The sequence below is a fragment of the Sphingopyxis sp. SCN 67-31 genome (assembly GCF_001725095.1).
In genome coordinates this window covers 1-21,600 of the sequence record NZ_MEFH01000057.1, presented here as the reverse complement: position 1 = coordinate 21,600, position 21,600 = coordinate 1, and the positions used below count along the sequence as shown (strand labels likewise).

Here is a 21,600-nt window from a genome sequence, read left to right as displayed (position 1 = left end):
AGCCTCCCTGCCGTGTCGGCCGGACGATACCTCCGCCGCTCTACCGAATCCACTCTCCGCTCTTGCGGAACTCCTCGCGGATCTGGCCCGACTGGTTGAGCCGCGGGTCAGTGTAGGCCGGGGGCGGTGCGCTTGGCGTCGGCGTCGCGGCGGCGGTGCCGGTCTGCGCCATCGCCTGCGGCATGGGGGCCGCGGTGCCGCCAGGCAGCGGCGCAGGCAGGATCGCGCCGTCGATCGGCGGCAGCCCCGCCGCCGTCCCGCCGCCGCGCAACGCGGCGAGCTGACCGGCAACGGGCAGATAGGGGCCGGGCACCGGCTCATGGCCCAGATAGGGCGCGCGAAAGGCGTCCGGCATCCCCCAGCGCCCGCGCCAGCGATGGAAGATATGCGCGCCGACGATGTTGGTCATAACCAGGCTCTTGCCCCAGCGCGGCCAGATGGCGGTGGTGTGATAGTGGGTGGCCAGCCCGACGCCCGGATAGACCGAGCCGCCGAGCGCGGCCGAGGCGATGCGGCTCGCGCGCAGCCATATCGCCTTGTCCGGCGCGCGCGCCATCGCGCCGTCGCAGGCGAAGGTGAACTGGCATACGCCGGGGCGCTGCGATCCCTGGAAGACGACGCCGCAGATCGTGTTGGGAAAGCTGGGGTGCCGGGCGCGGTTGAGCACGACCTGCGCGACGCCGCGCATCCCGTCGTCGCTTTCGGACGCCGCCTCATAATAGACGGCGGCGGTCAGGCAGTAATGCGCGCGCTCGCGGTCGAGCGCGGTGAGCCCCTTGAAGGCATAGCTTTTCGCGGGCGGCCCGACGAACGCCTCGTCGCGCAGCGTCGCCGGATCGACCGGCGGCTGCGCGGCGGCGTCGGCATAGCCGATGCTGCCGGGATCGGGCAGCGTCGGGTCGATCTTCAGCGCGTCGGCATAGCTGCCGGCATTCATCACCGCCCAGCGCGTCGGGTCGTAGGGCTTGAAATCAAGCGGCACGGTGATGCGGTGCGGGCCGAAGCCGGGTGCGCGCGCCGCGCCGCTCGACAGCGCGAGCGCGAGGCTGGCAACGATCACCGCTGCGACCAGCGCTGCCCAGAAATTGCGCCCCGGCCCGGCGGGCCTTGCCGCTGCGGGGTCGAGCCAGGCCGACCGAGCCGTCAGGTGCAATTCGGGCTTCATGCGCGCGTCAATCATCCGATTCGGCTTCCGCCCGACCGATTCGTGCGGGACAATTCGATCCGCCTTATGCCGTGAGGTGCGAACAAAGTGTTGCGGCACGATCCGCATGTCCCGCAGCGGGACAGGCGCGGCGGATGGGGCGAAACGGCGCGATTGTCAAATCGGCGCGCCTCGGGGGTTATCGCGCTATCGCGCGGCCCCAACGGTCACGCCTCGATGGCGGCGTCGAACCATTCGCCGCGCGCCCGCACGGTCATGGGCAGCCCGAACAGGCCGGTCAGCGCCTCGCCGGTCAGCAACTCGGCCTTGGCGCCGTCGCGGTGGAGCCGGCCGCCGCGCAGCATCACGATGCGGTCGATCTCGGGCAATATCTCCTCGATATGATGGGTGATCAGCAGCAGCGTGGTGCCGCCGCGCGCGACGTCGCGCAGCATGGCGAGGAAATGGTGGCGCGATGCGGGGTCTAGCCCGGCGCAGGGCTCGTCGAGCAGCAGCGCGCGCGGCCGATGCGCGAGCGCGCGGGCGATCAGCACGCGCCGCGCCTCACCCGTCGACAGGCTCGCCATGCTGCGCCCGATCAGATGGCTCGCCCCGACCTCTTCGAGCGCGGCGCGCGCGGCGTCGATCATCGCCTGCGTATAGTGCTGGTGCGCCCACAGCCCGCGCGAGGCGAAGAAGCCCGAGACGACGCAGTCGAGCGTTTCGAGCGGCGGATCGGCGTCGAAATCGAGCTGCATCGCACCCGACACGATACCGAGCAGCTTCCGCAGGTCGAAGACGTTCCAGCTTTCCTGCCCGAAGATGCGGACCTGCGCGCCGTAACGCGGATAGAGCTGGCGCGCGATCAGCTTGACCAGCGTCGACTTGCCCGACCCGTTGGCGCCGAGGATCGCGGCATTCTCGCCCGCGCCGATGGTCAGCGCGGGCAGGTCGAGGATGCACGTCTCGTCGGCGATGACGCGGACATCGGCAAGGTCGAGCAGGGGCGGGTCGATGGTCATCGCGCGCCCCACAGCATGGCGGGGCGCATCGGGGCAAGCGAAAATGCCGCCGCCGTCAATAGGCCAGCGCACAGCCGTCGGCGCGCATCTCGCTCGCGGCGGCATAGACGCGGGTGTCGCCGTCCATGCGATGCTCGACGCATTGATAGCGGCCGAACCCGCCGTCGGGCTCGCCGATCGTCCAGCCGATCTCCGCCAGCCGCGCGCGCGTCGCCGCGGGCACCCCGCTTTCGAGACGCAGCAGTCCGTTCGGTCCCAGTCCCTCGGCATCCTCGCCCATCGACTGCGACGACCCCTCGTGGTGCCAGCGCGGCGAATCGCCCGCCGCCTGGATTTCGAGCCCATAGTCGACGCGGTTGACGACGATCTGCGTCTGCCCCTGCGGCTGCATGTCGCCGCCCATCACGCCGAAGCTCATCCACGGCGTGTCGCCGTGCGCGGCGAAACCGGGGATGATCGTCTGGAAGGGCCGCTTGCCGGGGGCATAGATGTTGGGATGCCCGTCCTGCAGAGTGAAGAGCTGGCCACGGTCCTGGAACATGAAGCCCAGCCCGTCGGCGACCAGCCCCGACCCCATGCCGCGGAAGTTCGACTGGATCATCGACACCATCATCCCGTCCTTGTCGGCGCAGCTGAAATAGGTGGTGTCGCCGTGGCTCGGCGCCTGGCCGGGATGGACCGGCGACAGGATGCGGTCGGGGCGGATCAGCTTCGCGCGCTCGGCGGCATAATCCTTCGACACCAGCCATTCGACCGGCACCTCGGCGAAATGCGGGTCGGCATAATATCGCGCGCGATCCTCATAGGCGAGGCGCTTCGCCTCGGCCTGGAGGTGGATCGACAGCGGCGACTGGAATCCGGCGCCCTTCAGGTCGAAATGTTCGAGGATGTTGACCATCTGCAGCGTCGCGATCCCCTGCGTGTTGGCGCCGAGCGCATAGACGTCGGTGCCGCGATAGCTGGTGCGGTGCGGTTCGATCCATTCGGACCGGTGCGCCGCCAGATCCTCGCGGCGCAGCCAGCCGCCGATGCGCCGGAAATAGGCATCGATCGTGCGCGCGATCTCGCCCTCGTAGAAGACGTCGCGTCCGCCCTCGGCGATCAGGCGGAAGGTGCGTGCAAGGTCGGGGTTGCGGAATACCTGACCCGCCGCCGGCCCCTTGCCGTCGGCCATGCCATAGGTGCGCATCGCATTGTCGATCTCCTCGATCCCGCGTCCCGGCTGGCGGAAACCGGCTAGGCTGCGGCGGATGTACCAGGCGATCATGTCGGGCACCGGCGCCCCCGCCTCGGCGTGGGCGATCACCGGCTCGAACAGTTCCTTCCACGGCAGCTTTCCGTAGCGCTGGTGCATCGTCCACCAGGCGTCGACCGCGCCGGGCACCGAAACGCTGATCGCGCCATAGGCGGGCAGGGTGCCCTGCTTCGCCTGCGCGCGCACCGTCGCGAGGTCGAGCCCGCGCGGGCTCTTCCCCGAACCCGCGAGCCCGACGAGTTTGCGCTGCCCGGGGTCCCAGATCATCGCATAGGCATCGCCGCCGATGCCGTTCGCGGTCGGTTCGAGCAGGCCGAGGCAGGCGTTGATCGCGATCGCGGCATCGACCGCCGACCCGCCGCGCTTCAATATGTCGATCCCCGCCTGCGTCGCTAGCGGATGCGCGGTGCCGGCCGCGCCGCTGAGACCATATGCGGCGGTGCGTGAAGCGAAGCTCGCCCCGACGGGCCGGTCGCCGCCGCCGACATCCGGGCGCACGAAGCGGTCCGCGCCCGCGTCCCACGCGGGCGGCAGCGGCGGCGCATCCTTCTTCGCGGGCTGGGCGGTGCCTGCCGTGGGCAGGAAGGCCACCGCGGGGGCGGCGGCGAGAAGCGTGCGACGGCGCATGGACAATCCCCTCGAAAAAAAGACTTTGTTGCGCCGTCGGTGGGTGATGGCAAGGTGCGAATGTCCGCCCGGCGGATCGCTCAGCCCTGCGTTGGCCGTATCTCGATCGTCAGATGCGCGATTTCGTGCACCGGACGGACGCGCGCGTGGACGGTGTCGCGATCGATCCCTTCCGCGCTGATGATCGCGCCGTGCGCCGCGGGACCGAGCCGCCAGACGTGCAGGTCGACGATGCGCGCATCGCCCGGACCTTCGACATGCCGGCGGATTTCCGCTTCCAGCGCCGGGTTGGTGGCGTCGAGCAGCACAGAGGCCGTGTCGCGCATCAGCGACCACGACCAGATGGCGATGACGATCGACCCGGCGATCCCGACCGCCGGGTCGAGCCACGCCCAGCCGAGATAGCGCCCACCGAGCAGCGCCGCGATCGCGAGCACCGAGGTCAGGGCGTCGGCGAGCACGTGCAGATAGGCCGACCGCAGATTATTGTCGTGGTCGTGAGGATGCTCCCCGTCAAGCGCATGATCGTCATGCGCGTGCTCGTCATGGCCGTGGCCGAGCAGCAGCGCGCTGATGATGTTCACCGCCAGGCCGATCGCGGCGACCACGGTTGCCTCGACGAAGGCCACCGGGCGCGGGTCAACGAGCCGCGTCAGCGATTCCCACGCGATGCCGATCGCGACGATCCCGAGCACGAGCGCCGAGGCGAAACCCGCGAGGTCGCCGACCTTGCCGGTGCCGAAGCTGTAGCGGCCGCTCGTCGCATGGCGCTTCGCATAGGCGTAGGCGAGCGCCGCGATGCCAAGTGCGCCGGCATGGGTCGCCATGTGAAAGCCATCGGCGAGCAGCGCCATCGAATCGAAGGCGAGCCCCGCGGCGATCTCCGCCACCATCATCGCCGCGGTCAGCAGTACGACCCACAGGGTGCGGCGGGCATTTTCGTCGTGCCGCGCGCCCAGATAGACATGATTGTGCGTGAGCGTGTCGATTTCGCTGTCGAGCGACATGCGGCGCGCTCCCTATCGAGCGTGGCCGCGGATCGCGGTCGCGCGCGGTGCTGCCTGTCTGGCGGTGCGCCGGACGCGCGCGAGAAGTCGATCTCTGTTCGTGCGGGCATGCGCCATGGGACAGGGACCTGCCCGATATCCGCGGGCGGGACAAGGATGAAGATCGAACGGCGCCCCTGTCATTCCCCCTTGCCGTCGCCCCCGCATCGGCCTATATGCAGCCCACTTCTTGACATGGTTAGCCAGTTGGGACGTCGGGGCCGCGGGCCGCGACGGCTTTTCCCGCATGGGTTTTCCGGTCGTCCGGTTTGGGATCATCAATTGGTCGATTTCGACGCCCTCAACGCGATCATCGCGCCCGAAGCCGAGGCGATGGGCCTCGCGCTCGTGCGCGTCGCCTTCTTCGGCGGCGAGAGCGACCCGACGCTGCAGGTGATGGCCGAGCGGCCCGACACGCGCCAGCTCACCATCGACGACTGCGCCGACCTGTCGCGCCGCATCTCCGACCGGCTCGACGCGCTGGAGGAAGCGGGGAAGGACCCGATCGACGGCGCCTATCGGCTCGAGGTATCGTCGCCCGGCATCGACCGGCCGCTGACGCGACCCGCCGACTTCGCCGACTGGGCGGGGCACGAGGTGAAGATTGCGCTCAAGGAAAAGCGCGACGGGCGCCAGCGCTTCAACGGCACGCTGGTCGGCATTGACGGCGATGTCGTGACGATAGTGGACAAGGAAGAGGTCGAGCATCGCCTGCCGTTCGACGCGATCGACACGGCGAAGCTGGTGCTCACCGACAGATTGATTGCCGCAACCGTTCCGCTCTCTACCGAGGGCGCCGACGAAATGGAAGAAGAAGGACAGGACTGATGGCCACTGCCATTTCCGCCAACAAGGCCGAACTGCTTGCGATCGCCAACAGCGTCGCCAGCGAGAAGATGATCGACAAGGGGATCGTCATCGAGGCGATCGAGGAAGCGATCCAGCGTGCTGCGCGCGCCCGCTACGGCGCCGAGAATGACATTCGTGCCAAGCTCGACCCGCAGACCGGCGATCTTCGTCTGTGGCGCGTCGTCGAGGTGGTCGAGACGGTCGACGACTATTTCAAGCAGGTCGACCTTGCCGCCGCGCAGAAGCTTCAGAAGGATGCGAAGATCGGCGATTTCATCGTCGATCCACTGCCCGCGGTCGATCTCGGCCGCATCGATGCGCAGTCGGCGAAGCAGGTCATCTTCCAGAAGGTGCGCGAAGCCGATCGCGAGCGCCAGTATGAAGAGTTCAAGGACCGTGCGGGCGAGATCATCACCGGCGTCGTCAAGTCGGTCGAGTTCGGCCACATCGTCGTCAACCTCGGCCGCGCCGAGGGCGTGATCCGCCGCGACCAGCAGATCCCGCGCGAATTGATGCGCGTCGGCGACCGCGTCCGCGCGCTGATCCTGTCGGTGCGCCGCGAGAACCGCGGGCCGCAGATCTTCCTGTCCCGCGCGCACCCCGACTTCATGAAGAAGCTGTTCGCGCAGGAAGTCCCCGAAATCTACGACGGCATCATCGAGATCAAGGCGGCGGCGCGCGATCCGGGCAGCCGCGCCAAGATCGGCGTCATCAGCTACGACGGCAGCATCGACCCCGTCGGCGCCTGTGTCGGCATGAAGGGCAGCCGCGTCCAGGCGGTGGTGCAGGAGATGCAGGGCGAGAAGATCGACATCATTCCCTGGTCGGAGGACACCGCGACCTTCGTCGTCAATGCGCTCCAGCCCGCGACGGTGCAGCGCGTCGTGATCGACGAGGATGACGGCCGTATCGAGGTCGTCGTTCCCGACGACCAGCTTTCGCTCGCCATCGGGCGGCGCGGCCAGAACGTCCGTCTCGCGAGCCAGCTCACCGCCAAGCAGATCGACATCATGACCGAGGCCGACGCGAGCGAGAAGCGCCAGCGCGAGTTCATCGAGCGCTCGACGATGTTCCAGGAAGAACTCGACGTCGACGAGACGCTCGCGCAGCTCCTCGTTGCCGAGGGCTTCGGAGAACTCGAAGAGGTCGCCTATGTTCCGCTCGAGGAACTGGCGGGCATCGAGGGTTTCGACGAGGAACTGGCCGAGGAATTGCAGAGCCGCGCGACCGAGGCGCTCGAACGCCGCGAGGAGGCCGCGCGCGCCGAACGCCGCGAACTCGGCGTCGAGGATGCGCTGGCCGAGATTCCGCACCTGACCGAGGCGATGCTCGTCACGCTCGGCAAGGCGGGGATCAAGACGCTCGACGACCTCGCCGACCTCGCGACCGACGAACTGATCGCGAAGAAGCGCAGCGACAACCGGCGCGGCCCGTCGCGCGAGCGCGCCGAGCGCGCAGAGGATCGCGGCGGCGTTCTCGGCGAATACGGCCTGTCGGAAGAGCAGGGCAACGAGATCATCATGGCGGCGCGCGCACACTGGTTCGACGACGAGCCGGCGCCTGAGGCGGAAGTCGCGTCGCAAGCCGGGGAGGCCGCCGATGCGGACCCCGCGCAATGATCAGCTAGGCCGAACCGACCGCGCGGGCAGGCGCGGCGACCATGCGCCCGAGCGGCGCTGTGTGGTGACCGGCGCGGTGGCGCCGGCTGAAGGGCTCGTGCGCCTTGCGCTCGGGCCCGACGGCGTCATCGCGCCCGACGTGCTGGGCAAGGCACCGGGACGCGGCGCGTGGATCGGCGTGCCGCGCGCCGACCTCGAAACCGCGCAGGCGAAGGGCAAGCTCCGGGGCGGGCTCGCGCGGGCGCTGCATGCGAAGGATTTCACGATCCCCGACGATCTCGGTGCGCGGATCGAGGCGCAGCTTCGCCGCGCGGCGCTCGACCGGTTGGGGCTCGAAGCGCGCGCGGGCACGCTGATCCTCGGCAGCGACCGTATCGAGGAAGTGGCGCGACGCGGGCAGGTGCGCCTGCTGCTCCACGCCCGCGATGCCGGCGAGGACGGGCGCCGCAAACTGGCGCAGGCATGGCGCGTCGGCACCGACGACGAAGGCTCGGGCCGGCAGGGTATGGTCTTGCCGGTGGACCGGGACGCCCTATCTATGGCATTGGGGCGCGACAATGCGGTGCATCTGGCGCTGACGGACGCCCGCGCCACGGACCGGGTGTTGGCGCATTTGAGCCGCTGGCAGTTTTTCACCGGATGGTTTAGGGACGCGGCGAACCGTGGCCCGGATGCGGATTCCCGCGATGCGGGGGCTGGGGCGGCGTCGACGGATTCTGCCGTTTCGGACGCCTTTTGAAGGAATATGACGTTTCGATGAGTGACGAACAGGACAAGCCGACTCTGACCCGCAAGCCGCTTGGGCTCAAGCGGACGGTCGAGGCCGGACAGGTGCAGCAGCAGTTCAGCCACGGCCGCCGCAACACGGTGGTGGTCGAGGTGAAGCGCCGCCGCGTGATCGGTCGTCCGGGCGAAGCCGCTCCGGCGCCCGAGGTCGAAGAGGCGAAGGCCGCTCCGGCTCCCGCGCCCAAGCCCGCCGCGCCCGCCCCGGCGCCCAAGCCCACCGCGTCGAAGGTCGACAGCCTGATGACGCGCCAGGAGCGCCAGGCGCAGCTGCTGCGCGAGGCCGAAGAGGCGCGCCTCGCGGCGCTTGAGGACGCGCGTCACCGCGAAGAAGCGGCGCGCGCCCGCGCGATCGAGGAGGAAAAGGCCCGCGTCGAAGCGCGCGAGGAAAAGGCGAAGGCCGCCGAAGTCGTGGAGACCGCCGCTCCGGCGCCCGCGCCGGCCGAGGAAGCGCCCGCCGCGCCCGCGCCTGCCGCAAAGGCGGAGGAAACCACCCGTGCCGCGCCGGCGAGCGCTCCGGCGCCGCGCCGCTTTACTCCGGTCGAGACCAAGCGTCCGGAGCCGAAGCGTCCCGAGCCCAAGACCGAGCGTCGCGGCGACCACCGCCGCCAGTCGGGCAAGCTGACCGTCACCCGCGCGCTCAACGACGACGAGGGCGCGCGCGCGCGCAGCCTCGCGGCGCTCAAGCGCGCCCGCGAGAAGGAAAAGCGCGCGCACATGAGGCCGTCCTCCGGGCCGCGCGAGAAGCAGGTCCGCGAAGTCGTCGTGCCCGATACGATCACGGTGCAGGAACTTGCCAACCGCATGGCCGAAAAGGGTGCCGACCTCGTCAAGGCGCTGTTCAAGATGGGCATGATGGTCACGGTCAACCAGACGATCGACCAGGACACCGCCGAACTGCTCGTCACCGAGTTCGGGCACGAGATCAAGCGCGTCAGCGAGGCCGATGTCGACATCCGCACCGAAGAGGATGTCGATTCGCCCGAGCAGATGAAGGCGCGCGCACCGGTGGTGACGATCATGGGCCACGTCGATCACGGCAAGACGAGCCTGCTCGACGCGCTGCGCGGCGCGAACGTGCAGGCGGGCGAGGCCGGCGGCATCACCCAGCATATCGGCGCCTATCAGGTGAAGACCCCCGACGGGTCGATGGTCACCTTCCTCGACACGCCGGGCCACGAGGCCTTTACCGAGATGCGCGCGCGCGGAGCGAACATCACCGACATCGTCATCCTGGTGGTTGCCGCCGACGACGGGCTCAAGCCGCAGTCGATCGAGGCGATCAACCATGCGAAGGCGGCCGGAGTGCCGATCATCGTCGCGATCAACAAGATCGACAAGGACGGCGCCAATCCCCAGCGCGTGCGCGAGCGCCTGCTCGAGCATGAGCTGGTGGTCGAGGAAATGGGCGGCGACGTCCAGAACGTCGAGGTGTCGGCGCTCAAGAAGATCAATCTCGACAAGCTGCTCGACGCGATCGCGCTGCAGGCCGAGATCATGGAGCTGAAGGCGAACCCCGACCGCGCTGCAGAGGGCACGGTGGTTGAGGCGAAGCTCGACAAGGGGCGCGGCCCGGTCGCGACGGTGCTCGTTCGCCGCGGCACGCTCAAGGTCGGCGACGTGTTCGTCTGCGGCGCCGAAAGCGGCCGCGTCCGCGCGCTGGTCGACGATCATGGCAAGCAGATCAAGCAGGCCGGCCCGTCGATGCCGGTCGAGGTCCTCGGCCTCGGCGGCGTCCCGATGGCGGGCGACACGCTGACCGTGGTCGAGAATGAGGCACGCGCCCGCGAGGTCGCCGCCTATCGCCAGGAACAGGCGCTCCGCAAGCGGACCGCGCAGGCGCCGGTCAGCCTCGAAGGCATGTTCTCGGCGCTCGCCGACAAGGCCAAGGTCATCGAATATCCGGTGGTCATCAAGGCCGACGTGCAGGGCAGCGTCGAGGCGATCGTCAACGCGCTCAACAAGCTGTCGACCGACGAGATCCGCGTCCGGGTGCTCCATTCGGGTGCCGGCGCGATCACCGAAAGCGACGTAACCCTCGCCGCCTCGACCGGCGCGCCGATCATCGGCTTCAACGTCCGTCCGAACGCCAAGGCGCGCGAGATCGCGAACCGCGAGAAGGTGCGCTTCCTCTACTATGACGTCATCTATCACCTGACCGAGGAAGTCGCGAAGGAGATGGCGGGCGAGCTGGGTTCGGAACGCGTCGAGACCGTCGTCGGCCGCGCCGAGGTCAAGGAAGTCTTCCCGGCCGGCAAGCGCGACAAGGCGGCGGGCCTGCTGGTGCTCGAAGGCAGCATCCGCAAGGGGCTCCACGCGCGCCTCACCCGCGAAGACGTCATCGTCTCGGCGACGACGATCGCCTCGCTGCGCCGGTTCAAGGACGACGTCGCCGAAGTGCGCGCCGGCCTGGAGTGCGGCGTCGTGCTGGCCGACACCAACGACATCAAGCCGGGCGATCACCTCGAAGTCTTCGAGGTCGAGGAACGCGAACGGACGCTGTAAGGGGACCGACCCATGGCTGAGAGTTTTTTCAGCCGGTTTCCGGCACCGCCCTGCGCGCAGCTTCTCGGTTGGGAACTGATCGCGGAATATCCGGGCGAAGGACGGATCGAGATCGCCTTTCACCCGACCGCGCAGATGCTCAACCCGCGCGGGACGGTGCAGGGCGGCTTCGTCGCGGCGATGCTCGACGACACGATGGGACCGGCGCTGGTCAGCATGACCGGCGGCACCGAGGTTCCGGCGTCGATCGACCTCAATGTCAGCTTCCTCAAACCGGTGATGCCCGGCCGGGTCATCGGCAAGGGGCGCGTCGTCGGTCGCGGCCGATCGGTCGCTTTTCTGGAAGCCGAACTCTTCGACGAGAAGGGCGAGCTTCTGGCCCGCGCGACGTCGAGCGCGCGCATCATGGAATTTGATCGAAATGCGTCATAGCGAAACCCCGTCCGGCCCTTCGGTTCGCGTGTTGCGTGTTGGCGAGCAGGTGCGGCATGTGCTCAGCGAAATCCTTCAGCGCGGCGACGTGCACGACGATGTGCTCGCGAGCCATCCGGTAAGCATCACCGAGGTGCGCATGTCGCCCGACCTGCGCCATGCCACAGTGTTCGTGAAGCCGTTGCTCGGCCGCGACGAAGAGGCGGTGCTGCGGGCGCTGCGCACCAACACCGCCTATCTCCAGCGCGAGGTCGCGCACCGCATCCGCATGAAATATGCCGCAAAGCTGAAATTCCTGCCCGACGAAAGCTTCGACGAGGCGAGCCACATCGACAAGCTGCTGCGCGACCCGAAGGTGGCGCGCGATCTGGGCGAGTCCGAGGCCGAATAACCACCGCCGTCCCCGCGAAGGTTGGGGGCGAAGGCTATTTCTTCCCCTTCCGGATTCCTGCCACTTCCTCCAGTTCAACCAGCGCCTCTTCCAGATAGTCGATCATCCGCTGCGCGTGCGGGACGCTGCGGCGGCAGGCGGTGATGCCGAAGTCGATATTCCTGAAATTCGACACCTGGGTGATGTTCATCGCCATGCCGTCGACCGGGATGCTTGCGGGATACATGCCGTCGAGCCGCGCGCCGTTCCAGTACATCTGCTCGCGCGGCCCCGGCACGTTGGAGATGGTCGCGGAGTAGGCGGGGAATTTGTCGGCGGTGCGCGTCAGCGCGGTCAGCATCATCGGGAAGCTGGTGATCGCGGTATAGAGCTGGATCTGCGCCGCAGTCATCGCGCGAAGCTGGGCCTTCGCCGAATTCATCGATTCCTGGATCGCCGCCATCCGCGCCGCGGGGTCGTCGATGTGCGTCGCCAGATTGGCGGTGACCGAGGCGACCGAATTGCCCGAATCGATATCGTCCTTGGGACGGATCGACACCGGCGCCATCGCTTTCAGCGGCTTGTCGGGAAGCTCGTTCAGCGACTGGAGATATTTGCGCATCGCCCCCGCGCACATGCCGAGCACCGCGTCGTTGATCGTCCCGTCATAGGCCTTGCCCAGCGCGCGCACCCGGTCGAGCGACCAGCTCTGCGCGACGAAGCGCCGCGCGCCGGTGATGTTGCGGTTGAAGCTGGTGCGCGGGACGCCGGCGAAGGGGGTGGCGAGACCGTCGCCACCGATGCCGAACATCGCGGCGACATATTGGTTGAGCGCCCTGGTCACCCCGACGCTGTTGCCCCATTGTTCCTTTAGGAAATCGCCGATCGCGGTGATGTCGGTCAGGCTGGGCCGCGGTGGCTTCTTCGGCATCGGGAATTTGCGCTTGTAGGCTTCATAGGCCTCGACCGACAGCGGCGACGCGGTGCGCCGCTCGTTCGGGTCGGGGGTCAGCATCGAATTGTAGAAATGGATGCTCGCCGCGCCGTCCATCAGCGCGTGGTGGATTTTCTTGAAGGTCGCGATCTGCCGGTTCGGCAGGCCCGAGATCAGCGTCATCTCCCACAGGGGGCGGGTGCGGTCGAGCAGCCCCGAATGGAGGCGCGAAGCGAGCTCGAACATCTCGCGATAGCGCCCCGGCCTGGGCAGCGCCGCGGCGCGGACGTGATAGTGCATGTCGATGTCGCGGTCGGGTTCGAGCCGGATCGGGCCATATTGGCCGAGCGGCGTCAGCTTCAGCACCTCGCTGAACGGCCGCCGGAGACCCTCCGGCTGTCGCAGCAGCGCGAGCTGCTCGTTCAGCCAATCGGTCTCGTCGACGTCATCGGGCAATGTATAGAGGTTGATGCCGCCGATATGCATCGGCATCTCGCGACTTTCCCCCACGAGGAACATCGCATCGCTGATCGGCATCAGACGCATAGGCAGCTCTCTCCCCAACATGCTGCATCTTTTGTGCGCAGCATGACAGGCGATGGCGGCGAGTCAAGCCGCGGACGCGGCAGCGCAAAAGGCGATTTCGATCGTCACCGACCCGCGCCGTTCCAGATGATGCGGAACGTGTGGGGGGATCAGCATGGTGTCGCCGGATTTCAGCAGGCGATGGCCCCCCGCTTCGTCATCCCAATGGAAACGGATCGATCCGGCGATGACCGACAGCAATCCCCAGGCCCCTTCCTTGAGCGTATGGCGGCTGAGCAAACCGGTGGGAATGGTATCGGCCCCGAACGGCCCGATGGTGCGATACGCGCGGGCGCCGGAAGGAAGCGGCGGCCCGCGCTCCGCGATCGGCGCCACGATCAGAAACCGGCCGAGGCGCGGGCGAGGAAGACGACGATACCGAGGAAAGCGAAGCCCGCCGGAACCGCAAGGATCTGCGCGGCGACGGTGCGCGCGTCCATCGGCCCCGTCCAGGTTTCGAGTAGGCCGCCGGCGCGGTCGAGCGGCGAGTCGTGCTCGCGTCCCTTCTGCTTGTGGAGGAGGCCAGCGGTACCGAAGAACATCAGCATGTAGAGCAGCGAGATGACGAGCATCATCACCGTTGCGGTGTCGCGCCCCGTCGCCGCGGCGACGGCGATGAAGAAGATCGCGTAGAAGGCGAACATCGAATGCCATATCCAGCGCGGAAGCTGGAAGCCGGCCTGGACCCCGCTCGTCTCGTGCGGGTCGTTGGCGATGTAGGGCGGCTGCGATGCCGCAGGCAGGTCAGAGGACGGATGAGACATGGGGCAGTTCCACTTTCTTGGCGAGCGGGTCTTCTCGGTCGCGATGGACCCAGATGCCGGTGAGCAGGCTCTCGGCGATCATCCGCGCCTTGCCGCCGATGTGGCGGGCCGCTTCGGGGGTCGGCGCGATCGCGTGCAGCGTCCGGTAGAAGAGCGCGAGCCACTGCTGGAAATGCTCCTGTGCGATCGTCGGGATCGCGAGATGCTTCATCATCGGGTTGCCGGTGAAATTGCCGGCGCTGAGCAGGACCGACTGCCAGAAGCGGTTCATCTGGCCGAGATGCGCGGGCCAGTCGGAAATCTGCGCGTCAAAGATCGGGCCCAGCACCGCATCCTCGCGCACCGAGGCATAGAAGCGATCGACGAGATCGGCGATGAAGGGTTCATCGATTCCCATCGCAAGCGCCTCGGCGCGCCGTTCCTCGCGCGCCGCGATCGCATGCGGGTGGGCCTGCACCGTTCTCGTTGCCATGGCTCGTTCGAAATCCTGAGGGTCGATCTAATTGGGTATCTGAAATACCTGTTTAGCGACCTTGAGCGGAAAAGCAATATTCAATATACCTAATTCATGCGACTGAGCCTGCACAGCGATTACGCCCTACGCATCCTGATGGCGCTCGCCGCCACCGGGCGCCAGATGTCGGTCGAGGAGATCGCGGGCCAGTACGGCATTTCGCGCAACCATCTCGCCAAGGTCGCGCAGCGGCTGCAGGCGCTCGGCTATGTCAGCGCGCAGCGCGGTCGCGGCGGCGGGCTGACGCTCGCGCGCGGGGCCGACGACGTCGGAGTCGGCACGGTCGTCCGCCAGTTCGAAAATCTGGAGGGGCTGGTCGAATGCATGGATCCCGCGACGTCGACCTGCCCGGTGTGCGGGGGGTGCGGCCTGCAGAATGCGCTCGGCGGGGCGCTGGCGGCGTTCCTGGCGCATCTCGACGGCTATACGCTCACCGACCTGGTGCCGCAGCCATCGCGGTTCCGCGCGCTGCTCGGCGTCGCCTGATTCCCGTTGCGCCGCGCCGCGCACGCGATAACAGGCGCTGATGGCCAAGCTCTATTTCTATTATGCCAGCATGAACGCGGGCAAATCGACGACGCTGCTTCAAGCGGATTTTAACTATCGCGAGCGCGGCATGGAGACGATGCTGTGGACTGCGGCGCTCGACGACCGCTATGGCGCCGGGCAGATCACCAGCCGCATCGGCCTGCTCGCCGATGCCTGCAAGTTCGATCCCGACAGTGATTTGTGGGCGGCGGTGCAGGCGGAGAATCGCCAGCGTCCGCTCGCCTGCGTGCTTGTGGACGAGGCGCAGTTCCTGTCGCGCGCGCAGGTGCTCGACCTCGCGCGGCTGGCTGACGAGGCGAACATCCCGGTGCTCTGCTATGGCCTGCGCACCGATTTCGCCGCCAACCTCTTTCCCGGCTCGGCGGCGCTGCTCGGGCTGGCCGACGCGCTGATCGAACTGAAGGCGGTGTGCGAGTGCGGGCGCAAGGCGACGATGAACCTGCGCGTCGACGCCGACGGCCGCGCGGTGGTCGAGGGCGCGCAGACGGAGATCGGCGGCAACGACCGCTATGTCGCGATGTGCCGGCGGCATTTCATGCAGAAACGGCGCGAGGCCGCGGAGGTAAAGGCGCCCGCCGATGCTTGACCGCCTCCATGCCGAACTTGCTGACGGCGCCCTCGCGCTCGTCAGGCTGACCGAGGGGCACTGCGAGGCGCTCCGCGCGGTCTGCGCCGCCGACGCCGATATCTGGCCGATCTATTCGGTCAGCTATGATCCCGCGCATTTCGATGCGAGCTTCGACGCGCTGATCGGCGGCGAGGGACGGATGCCCTATGCGATCGTCGCGGACGGCCGGCTGGTCGGCATGACCGCGTGGCTGCGCCCGGTCCCGTCGGCGCAGACAGTCGAGATCGGCAACAGCTATATCCATCCCGACGCGCGCGGTACCGGCCTGAATGGCCGGGTCAAGCGGCTGATGATCGACCACGCCTTCGGGGTCGGTATCCGCCGCATCGAATTCCGTATCGACGAGCGCAATGCGCGCAGCCAGGCGGCGGTCGCGAAGCTCGGCGCGCGCAAGGAAGGCGTGCTGCGCGCCGAGCGCGTCACCTGGACCGGCCATGTCCGCGACACGGGGCTGTGGTCGCTGCTCGAAGCGGACTGGCGCCGCTAGCGCTTCGTCCTTGCGAGGAACGGCAGGCGACAAAGCAATCCCCGGCCATCGGTCCTGCGCAAGACTGGAGGCTGGAGATTGCTTCGCTCCGCTCGCAATCCCGGGGTCGGGAATTTGCTGTCCGTGGGTCAGCCCGCGTTCAGGCGCGCCGTGCCATCATTCGCGGCATGAAACGGACAATCGCTCTCTCCCTGGCCGCCCTGCTGCTTCCCCTTTCGGCAGCGGCGGCCGACGAACCGGCACAGGCGCCGCGCGCGCTGGGCGTCGAATCGAGCATCGCCTTTCCCGGCGACGCGACGATCCGCAACTGGCAGGCGGATGGCGAGGACGGCATCTGGATCGAGGGGCACCGCGGCGAATGGTTCTACGGACGCTTCGTCGGCCCGTGCCGCGACCTCGATTTCGCGCAGGCGATCGGGATCGACGCGCGCGGCGTGTCGCGGCTCGACAAGTTCGCGACGCTCATCGTGCGCGGCGAACGCTGCCGCCTCAACTCCTTCGTCACCTCGGCGCCGCCGCCTGCGAAGAAGGCGGCGGCCGATCCACAAAAGTGACGCGAAATTGAAGCGAAATTGACAAGGCGCGTCGTCGCGCCCTAGCGGCGCGCGAATGAACGGCTGGATCATCCTCGACAAGTCCATCGGCCTCGGCTCGACCCAGGCGGTCGCCGCGGTCAAGCGCGTGTGCCGCGAACGCGGGCTCGGCAAGGTCAAGGTGGGGCATGGCGGGACGCTCGACCCGCTGGCGTCCGGGGTGTTGCCGATCGCGCTCGGGGAGGCGACCAAGCTGTGCGGGCGGATGCTCGACGCGAGCAAGGTCTATGATTTCACCATCGCGTTCGGAACCGAGACCGCGGGCCTCGATGCCGAGGGCGAGGTCGTCGCGACGAGCGACGTCCGGCCAGCGCTGGCGGACATCGAAGCGGTGCTGCCGCGCTTCACCGGGCCGATCGAGCAGGTGCCGCCGGCCTTTTCGGCGATCAAGGTGGAAGGGCAGCGCGCCTATGACCTGGCCCGCAAGGGCGCGGCGGTCGACATGAAGGCGCGCGCGGTGATCATCTACAACCTGCGTAATGCCGGACTTGATCCGGCATCCGTTCGTTCGGTGCGAGAGGAATGGCCCCCGGATCAAGTCCGGGGTGACGAGATGGGGGAGGGGTTGAACTCCATCACTCTCAGCGCGCATGTGTCGAAGGGCACCTATATCCGCAGCCTCGCGCGCGACATCGCCCGCGCGGCCGGCACCGTCGGGCATGTCGCCATGCTGCGCCGTACCCGGGCGGGGCCGTTCACGCTGGCGCAGGCGATTTCGCTGGACAAATTGAACGCTTTCGGTCAAGGCGCCGCGCAATCAGATGTGATTCTGCCGCTCGAGGCAGGGCTGGTCGACATCCCGGCTCTGGACCTCTCCCCGGAAGCGGCAGGGGCGATCCGCCAGGGTCGTGTCTGGACCGGGGAAAGCGCGCACGACGGGCTCTATTGGGGACGGGACAGCGAGAAGCGGCCCGTCGCGTTGATAGAGGCTTTGGCCGGAAGGCTGAAGGTCGTGCGGGGCTTCAATCTGTAATGAGGATGTTCGAAGGACGTAACACATGTCGATTACCGCCGAACGCAAGGCCGAACTGATTCAGGAACATGCCCGCGAAAAGGGCGATACGGGTTCGCCCGAGGTGCAGGTCGCGATCCTGACCCACCGCATCAACACGCTGACCGAGCATTTCAAGGCGCATCACAAGGACAATCACAGCCGCCGCGGGCTGCTGATGATGGTCAACAAGCGCCGCAGCCTGCTCGACTATCTGCGTCGCAAGGACGAGGGCCGCTATCAGGACCTCATCGCGAAGCTGGGTCTGCGCAAATAGGAATGCGAGGGCGGCTCCGGGTTCGGGGCCGCTTTCATTTTGGTTCGCGTGGAATTCGCGAACCGCAAGGGCCGCTCCCGCATCCGGCGGGGCCGCCATAGGGCAGATAGACGCCCTACACCGCCCCGGGCCGGATTGCCCGGAAACAGAGGCCCCGCCCGGCATAGGGCCCGGCGGGCGAAGGAAACCGAATGTTTGACGTGAAAAAAGTATCGATCGAGTGGGGCGGTGAAACGCTGACGCTCGAAACGGGCAAGGTTGCCCGCCAGGCCGATGGCGCCGTCGTGGCGAGCCTTGGCGAGACGGTCGTGCTCTGCGCCGTCACCGCCGCCAAGTCAGTGAAGGACGGGCAGGATTTCTTCCCGCTGACTGTCCACTATCAGGAAAAATTTTCGTCGGCGGGGCGCATCCCCGGCGGCTTCTTCAAGCGCGAGCGCGGCGCGACCGAAAAGGAAACGCTGGTCAGCCGCCTGATCGACCGTCCGATCCGCCCGCTGTTCCCCGAAGGTTTCTATAACGAGATCAACGCCATCGCTCAGGTGCTGAGCTATGACGGCCACAACGAGCCCGACATCCTCGCGATGGTCGCCGCCTCGGCCGCGCTCACCATTTCGGGCGTGCCCTTCATGGGGCCGATCGGCGCCGCGCGCGTCGGCTATCTGAACGGCGAATATATTCTCAACCCGACCGACGAGCAGGTTGCCGAGGGCGACCTCGACCTCGTCGTCGCCGCGACGCACGACGCGGTGATGATGGTCGAATCCGAAGCCAACGAGCTGTCGGAAGAGGTGATGCTGGGCGCCGTGATGTTCGCGCACGATGCGTGCCGCGAGGTCGTCAAGGCGATCATCAAGCTCGCCGAGCAGGCCGCCAAGGATCCGTGGGAAATGGCGTCGTCGGACGACAATGCCGCGCTCAAGGACAAGATCAAGAAGCTGGTCGGCAAGGATATCGCCGCCGCCTACAAGTTGACCGACAAGTCGGCCCGCTCGAACGCGCTCAACGAAGCGCGCGCGAAGGCGAAGGAGATGTTCGTCGCCGAGGGGCTGGACCCGCAGGCGGTGATGGCCGGCATCAAGCTGACCAAGAAGCTGGAAGCGGAGATCGTCCGCACCGCCATCCTCAAGGAAGGCAAGCGCATCGACGGCCGCACGACGACGCAGATTCGCCCGATCGAGGCGGAAACGCATTTCCTGCCGCGCGCGCACGGTTCGGCGCTGTTCACCCGCGGCGAGACGCAGACGATCGCGACCTGCACCCTGGGCACCAAGGAAGCCGAGCAGATGATCGACGGGCTCAACGGCCTGTCGTATCAGAATTTCATGCTCCACTATAACTTCCCGCCCTATTCGGTCGGCGAAGTCGGCCGCTTCGGGGCGCCGGGCCGTCGCGAGATCGGCCACGGCAAGCTCGCATGGCGCGCGCTGCACCCGGTGCTGCCCTCGAAGGAGGATTTCCCCTACACGATCCGCCTGACCAGCGACATCACCGAATCGAACGGCTCGTCGTCGATGGCGACGGTGTGCGGCGGTTCGCTGTCGCTGATGGACGCTGGCGTGCCGATCAAGCGCCCGGTCAGCGGCATCGCGATGGGCCTGATCCTCGAAGGCAAGGATTTCGCGATCCTTTCCGACATCCTCGGCGACGAGGATCATCTCGGCGACATGGATTTCAAGGTGGCGGGCACGTCCGAAGGCATCACCACGATGCAGATGGACATCAAGATCGCCGGCATCACGCAGGAAATCTTTGAAAAGGCGCTGGCGCAGGCCAAGGAAGGCCGTGCGCATATCCTGGGCGAGATGAACAAGGCGCTCGGCGAAACCCGCAGCGAGCTGTCGGCGCATGCGCCGCGCATCGAGACGATCACGATCGACAAGTCGAAGATTCGCGACGTCATCGGCACCGGCGGCAAGGTGATCCGCGAAATCGTCGCGACCACCGGCGCCAAGGTCGACATCGACGACGAGGGCATTATCAAGATCGCCTCGTCCGACACCGCGCAGATCGAGGCCGCCAAGGCCTGGATCCTCGGCATCGTCGAGGAGCCCGAAGTCGGCAAGATCTATAACGGCAAGGTCGTCAACCTCGTCGATTTCGGTGCCTTCGTGAACTTCATGGGCGGCAAGGACGGTCTCGTCCACGTCTCGGAGATCCGGAACGAACGCGTCGAGAAGGTCTCCGACGTCCTGTCTGAAGGGCAGGAGGTCAAGGTCAAGGTGCTGGAGATCGACCCGCGCGGCAAGGTGCGCCTGTCGATGCGCGTCGTCGATCAGGAAAGCGGCGAGGAACTCGAAGATACCCGCCCGGCGCGCGAACCGCGCGGCGACCGCGGCGATCGCGGTCCCAGAGGAGACCGGGGCCGTGACGGCGACCGGGGTCGGGGCGGCCGCGATCGCGGTCCGCGCCGCGACGGTGAAGGCCGGGGCGACCGCGGCCCGCGCCGCGAGCGCTCGGACGACGGTCCGGAAGACCAGGGCCATGTGCCCGACTTCCTGAAGGACTGATCCTTCGGACAGCGAATGATGAAGGGGCCGCGAAAGCGGCCCCTTTTTCGTGGGGCGTCAGGACGCCGGTCTCCCTCCCATTTGGGGGAGGGGCAGCGAGGCTTGCCGGCTTGCTGGCTAGACTCTGATGACTTTGGATTGACCCCTTTCGTCATTGCGAGCGGAGCGAAGCAATCCAGGGCGGTTACCGCACGCTCTGGATTGCCGCGCGGCTTCGTCGCTCGCAATGACGAGTCCATTCGATGTCATCACGCTCTAGCTGTGAGCTTTCAGGAGGTTGTTCATCCGGCGTGACCGGACCAGACTGATGTTGCGACACGTCAGCTCTGGAAGGACGACCGGATGAACATCCACAGGAATGCCCGAACCACGCCCTACAGTCGAGCCGAGATCGTGCGGCGCGTGATGGTGCTGCGCGAGACACCCAAGGCGGTCGCGACCGCCCTGGGTGTCTCGCAGCGAACCGTTGCCAAGTGGCTGGCTCGCTATCGGACCGAAGGCGAGGCCGGCCTCGCCGACCGCAGCTCGCGGCCCCACGCCATGCCCGGTGCCGCGTCTGCGGACGTGGTCGATCAGGTCATCGCCCTGCGCCGCCAGCGCATGACCGGCAAGCAGGTCGCCATCACGCTCGGCCTCTCGCCAGCGACTGTCAGCCGCTTGCTGCGCAAGGCGCGCCTCAGCCGGATGCGTGACCTCGATCCGCCCGAGCCGGTGCGCCGCTACGAGCGCGAACACCCCGGAGACCTCATCCACATCGATATCAAGAAGCTCGGCCGCTTCGAGCGCGTCGGCCACCGCATCACCGGCGATCGCACCAGGCAGGCCAACCAGCGCGGCACCCGGGACGGCCAACGCTATGGCATCGGCTGGGAGTTCGTCCACGTCTGCATCGACGATGCCTCGCGCATCGCCTTCAGCCAGGTCCTGCCCGACGAAAAGAAGGAAAGCGCCGCCGCCTTCCTCCATGCTGCCGTCGAATACTACCGCAGCCTCGGCGTCACCGTGACCCGCGTCATGACCGACAACGTCCTATGTTGGGAAGCAGCGGCGGGAACAGGCCAGCAGATCTCGTTGCGCCGAGTGTGATCGGCGCTGATGATTTTATGATCCAGATGGCTT

General features: G+C 67.4%; 21 protein-coding genes and 1 pseudogene. 14 read left to right on the top strand and 8 right to left on the bottom strand.

From position 1 onward, the window contains the following. Nucleotides 1–40: 40 nt before the first annotated feature. The 4 genes from ABS88_RS10500 to dmeF form a co-directional block, all read right to left on the bottom strand. Complete coding sequence (locus ABS88_RS10500; RefSeq protein ID WP_234002457.1) at nucleotides 41–1,180, bottom strand: cell wall hydrolase; 1,140 nt, start codon at nucleotides 1,178–1,180, stop codon at nucleotides 41–43. A 191-nt stretch (nucleotides 1,181–1,371) separates the two neighbouring features. Then, nucleotides 1,372–2,166, bottom strand: a complete 795-nt coding sequence (locus ABS88_RS10495; RefSeq protein ID WP_076078067.1) for an ABC transporter ATP-binding protein — start codon at nucleotides 2,164–2,166, stop codon at nucleotides 1,372–1,374. A gap of 55 nt (nucleotides 2,167–2,221) precedes the next feature. Further along, nucleotides 2,222–4,048, bottom strand: a complete 1,827-nt coding sequence (locus ABS88_RS10490) for a gamma-glutamyltransferase family protein (protein ID WP_286749720.1) — start codon at nucleotides 4,046–4,048, stop codon at nucleotides 2,222–2,224. Nucleotides 4,049–4,128: 80 nt separating this feature from the next. After that, nucleotides 4,129–5,055, bottom strand: coding sequence for a CDF family Co(II)/Ni(II) efflux transporter DmeF (gene dmeF, locus ABS88_RS10485; RefSeq protein WP_104959810.1), 927 nt, complete (start codon nucleotides 5,053–5,055; stop codon nucleotides 4,129–4,131). Between the two features lie 321 nt (nucleotides 5,056–5,376). On the opposite strand from dmeF, the gene rimP reads away from it, so the two are divergent. Genes rimP through rbfA form a run of 6 tightly spaced genes read left to right on the top strand, consistent with a single transcriptional unit; the run spans nucleotide 5,377 to nucleotide 11,673 of the window. Further along, entirely contained in the window at nucleotides 5,377–5,922 is a 546-nt protein-coding gene (gene rimP, locus ABS88_RS10480; protein WP_076076569.1) for a ribosome maturation protein RimP, read from the top strand. Further along, complete coding sequence (gene nusA / locus ABS88_RS10475; RefSeq protein WP_067107994.1) at nucleotides 5,922–7,562, top strand: transcription termination factor NusA; 1,641 nt, start codon at nucleotides 5,922–5,924, stop codon at nucleotides 7,560–7,562. The genes rimP and nusA overlap by 1 nt, the downstream gene beginning before the upstream one ends. Continuing rightward, nucleotides 7,543–8,301: a DUF448 domain-containing protein gene (locus tag ABS88_RS10470; RefSeq protein WP_083675142.1), complete on the top strand. Its 759-nt coding sequence runs from the start codon at nucleotides 7,543–7,545 to the stop codon at nucleotides 8,299–8,301. Before nusA ends, ABS88_RS10470 begins: the two co-directional genes overlap by 20 nt. A 17-nt stretch (nucleotides 8,302–8,318) precedes the next feature. Continuing rightward, entirely contained in the window at nucleotides 8,319–10,850 is a 2,532-nt protein-coding gene (gene infB / locus ABS88_RS10465; RefSeq protein WP_286749716.1) for a translation initiation factor IF-2, read from the top strand. Between the two features lie 12 nt (nucleotides 10,851–10,862). Beyond that, nucleotides 10,863–11,282, top strand: coding sequence for a PaaI family thioesterase (locus ABS88_RS10460; RefSeq protein WP_076076564.1), 420 nt, complete (start codon nucleotides 10,863–10,865; stop codon nucleotides 11,280–11,282). After that, entirely contained in the window at nucleotides 11,272–11,673 is a 402-nt protein-coding gene (gene rbfA, locus ABS88_RS10455; protein WP_076076561.1) for a 30S ribosome-binding factor RbfA, read from the top strand. Before ABS88_RS10460 ends, rbfA begins: the two co-directional genes overlap by 11 nt. A 34-nt stretch (nucleotides 11,674–11,707) precedes the next feature. Here the strand turns inward: rbfA and ABS88_RS10450 are convergent, their stop codons facing one another. The 4 genes from ABS88_RS10450 to ABS88_RS10435 form a co-directional block, all read right to left on the bottom strand. Then, a complete protein-coding gene (locus ABS88_RS10450; protein ID WP_104959808.1) occupies nucleotides 11,708–13,132 on the bottom strand; it encodes a WS/DGAT/MGAT family O-acyltransferase in 1,425 nt (474 codons plus the stop codon). A 63-nt stretch (nucleotides 13,133–13,195) separates the two neighbouring features. Next, a complete protein-coding gene (locus ABS88_RS10445; RefSeq protein WP_076076556.1) occupies nucleotides 13,196–13,507 on the bottom strand; it encodes a TehB-like domain-containing protein in 312 nt (103 codons plus the stop codon). 2 nt (nucleotides 13,508–13,509) lie between these two features. After that, on the bottom strand, nucleotides 13,510–13,935 hold the full coding sequence (locus ABS88_RS10440) for a hypothetical protein (RefSeq protein WP_067185658.1): 426 nt from the start codon (nucleotides 13,933–13,935) through the stop codon (nucleotides 13,510–13,512). After that, the gene (locus ABS88_RS10435; RefSeq protein ID WP_067108018.1) at nucleotides 13,916–14,407 is read right to left on the bottom strand and encodes a group III truncated hemoglobin; all 492 of its coding nucleotides are present in this window, start codon (nucleotides 14,405–14,407) and stop codon (nucleotides 13,916–13,918) included. Before ABS88_RS10435 ends, ABS88_RS10440 begins: the two co-directional genes overlap by 20 nt. Nucleotides 14,408–14,503: 96 nt before the next feature. Between ABS88_RS10435 and ABS88_RS10430 the strand changes: the two genes are divergently transcribed. The 8 genes and pseudogenes from ABS88_RS10430 to ABS88_RS10395 form a co-directional block, all read left to right on the top strand. After that, entirely contained in the window at nucleotides 14,504–14,935 is a 432-nt protein-coding gene (locus ABS88_RS10430; protein WP_067108021.1) for an RrF2 family transcriptional regulator, read from the top strand. A gap of 40 nt (nucleotides 14,936–14,975) precedes the next feature. Then, the gene (locus ABS88_RS10425) at nucleotides 14,976–15,584 is read left to right on the top strand and encodes a thymidine kinase (RefSeq protein WP_076076551.1); all 609 of its coding nucleotides are present in this window, start codon (nucleotides 14,976–14,978) and stop codon (nucleotides 15,582–15,584) included. Then, a complete protein-coding gene (locus tag ABS88_RS10420) occupies nucleotides 15,577–16,113 on the top strand; it encodes a GNAT family N-acetyltransferase (protein WP_076076549.1) in 537 nt (178 codons plus the stop codon). The genes ABS88_RS10425 and ABS88_RS10420 overlap by 8 nt, the downstream gene beginning before the upstream one ends. 167 nt (nucleotides 16,114–16,280) lie before the next feature. Next, complete coding sequence (locus ABS88_RS10415; RefSeq protein WP_234002456.1) at nucleotides 16,281–16,667, top strand: DUF6491 family protein; 387 nt, start codon at nucleotides 16,281–16,283, stop codon at nucleotides 16,665–16,667. A 55-nt stretch (nucleotides 16,668–16,722) separates the two neighbouring features. Then, nucleotides 16,723–17,679 (top strand): tRNA pseudouridine(55) synthase TruB, encoded by a 957-nt coding sequence (gene truB / locus ABS88_RS10410; protein WP_104959807.1) that lies wholly within the window; start codon nucleotides 16,723–16,725, stop codon nucleotides 17,677–17,679. Between the two features lie 25 nt (nucleotides 17,680–17,704). Then, entirely contained in the window at nucleotides 17,705–17,974 is a 270-nt protein-coding gene (gene rpsO / locus ABS88_RS10405) for a 30S ribosomal protein S15 (RefSeq protein ID WP_067185645.1), read from the top strand. Nucleotides 17,975–18,165: 191 nt separating this feature from the next. After that, nucleotides 18,166–20,481 (top strand): polyribonucleotide nucleotidyltransferase, encoded by a 2,316-nt coding sequence (gene pnp, locus ABS88_RS10400; protein WP_076076541.1) that lies wholly within the window; start codon nucleotides 18,166–18,168, stop codon nucleotides 20,479–20,481. Between the two features lie 342 nt (nucleotides 20,482–20,823). Then, nucleotides 20,824–21,531 (top strand): annotated as a pseudogene (locus ABS88_RS10395) (leucine zipper domain-containing protein); the annotation flags it as partial. Nucleotides 21,532–21,600 lie beyond the last annotated feature (69 nt).

What these genes read in the sequence shown, in the direction of transcription:
- ABS88_RS10500 (WP_234002457.1), bottom strand. Translation starts at nt 1,180, where the DNA reads ATGATTGACGCGCGCATGAAGCCCGAATTGCACCTGACGGCTCGGTCG.
- ABS88_RS10495 (WP_076078067.1), bottom strand. Translation starts at nt 2,166, where the DNA reads ATGACCATCGACCCGCCCCTGCTCGACCTTGCCGATGTCCGCGTCATC.
- ABS88_RS10490 (WP_286749720.1), bottom strand. Translation starts at nt 4,048, where the DNA reads ATGCGCCGTCGCACGCTTCTCGCCGCCGCCCCCGCGGTGGCCTTCCTG.
- dmeF (WP_104959810.1), bottom strand. Translation starts at nt 5,055, where the DNA reads ATGTCGCTCGACAGCGAAATCGACACGCTCACGCACAATCATGTCTAT.
- nusA (WP_067107994.1), top strand. Translation starts at nt 5,922, where the DNA reads ATGGCCACTGCCATTTCCGCCAACAAGGCCGAACTGCTTGCGATCGCC.
- ABS88_RS10470 (WP_083675142.1), top strand. Translation starts at nt 7,543, where the DNA reads ATGCGGACCCCGCGCAATGATCAGCTAGGCCGAACCGACCGCGCGGGC.
- infB (WP_286749716.1), top strand. Translation starts at nt 8,319, where the DNA reads ATGAGTGACGAACAGGACAAGCCGACTCTGACCCGCAAGCCGCTTGGG.
- ABS88_RS10460 (WP_076076564.1), top strand. Translation starts at nt 10,863, where the DNA reads ATGGCTGAGAGTTTTTTCAGCCGGTTTCCGGCACCGCCCTGCGCGCAG.
- rbfA (WP_076076561.1), top strand. Translation starts at nt 11,272, where the DNA reads ATGCGTCATAGCGAAACCCCGTCCGGCCCTTCGGTTCGCGTGTTGCGT.
- ABS88_RS10450 (WP_104959808.1), bottom strand. Translation starts at nt 13,132, where the DNA reads ATGCGTCTGATGCCGATCAGCGATGCGATGTTCCTCGTGGGGGAAAGT.
- ABS88_RS10440 (WP_067185658.1), bottom strand. Translation starts at nt 13,935, where the DNA reads ATGTCTCATCCGTCCTCTGACCTGCCTGCGGCATCGCAGCCGCCCTAC.
- ABS88_RS10435 (WP_067108018.1), bottom strand. Translation starts at nt 14,407, where the DNA reads ATGGCAACGAGAACGGTGCAGGCCCACCCGCATGCGATCGCGGCGCGC.
- ABS88_RS10430 (WP_067108021.1), top strand. Translation starts at nt 14,504, where the DNA reads ATGCGACTGAGCCTGCACAGCGATTACGCCCTACGCATCCTGATGGCG.
- ABS88_RS10425 (WP_076076551.1), top strand. Translation starts at nt 14,976, where the DNA reads ATGGCCAAGCTCTATTTCTATTATGCCAGCATGAACGCGGGCAAATCG.
- ABS88_RS10420 (WP_076076549.1), top strand. Translation starts at nt 15,577, where the DNA reads ATGCTTGACCGCCTCCATGCCGAACTTGCTGACGGCGCCCTCGCGCTC.
- ABS88_RS10415 (WP_234002456.1), top strand. Translation starts at nt 16,281, where the DNA reads ATGAAACGGACAATCGCTCTCTCCCTGGCCGCCCTGCTGCTTCCCCTT.
- truB (WP_104959807.1), top strand. Translation starts at nt 16,723, where the DNA reads ATGAACGGCTGGATCATCCTCGACAAGTCCATCGGCCTCGGCTCGACC.
- rpsO (WP_067185645.1), top strand. Translation starts at nt 17,705, where the DNA reads ATGTCGATTACCGCCGAACGCAAGGCCGAACTGATTCAGGAACATGCC.
- pnp (WP_076076541.1), top strand. Translation starts at nt 18,166, where the DNA reads ATGTTTGACGTGAAAAAAGTATCGATCGAGTGGGGCGGTGAAACGCTG.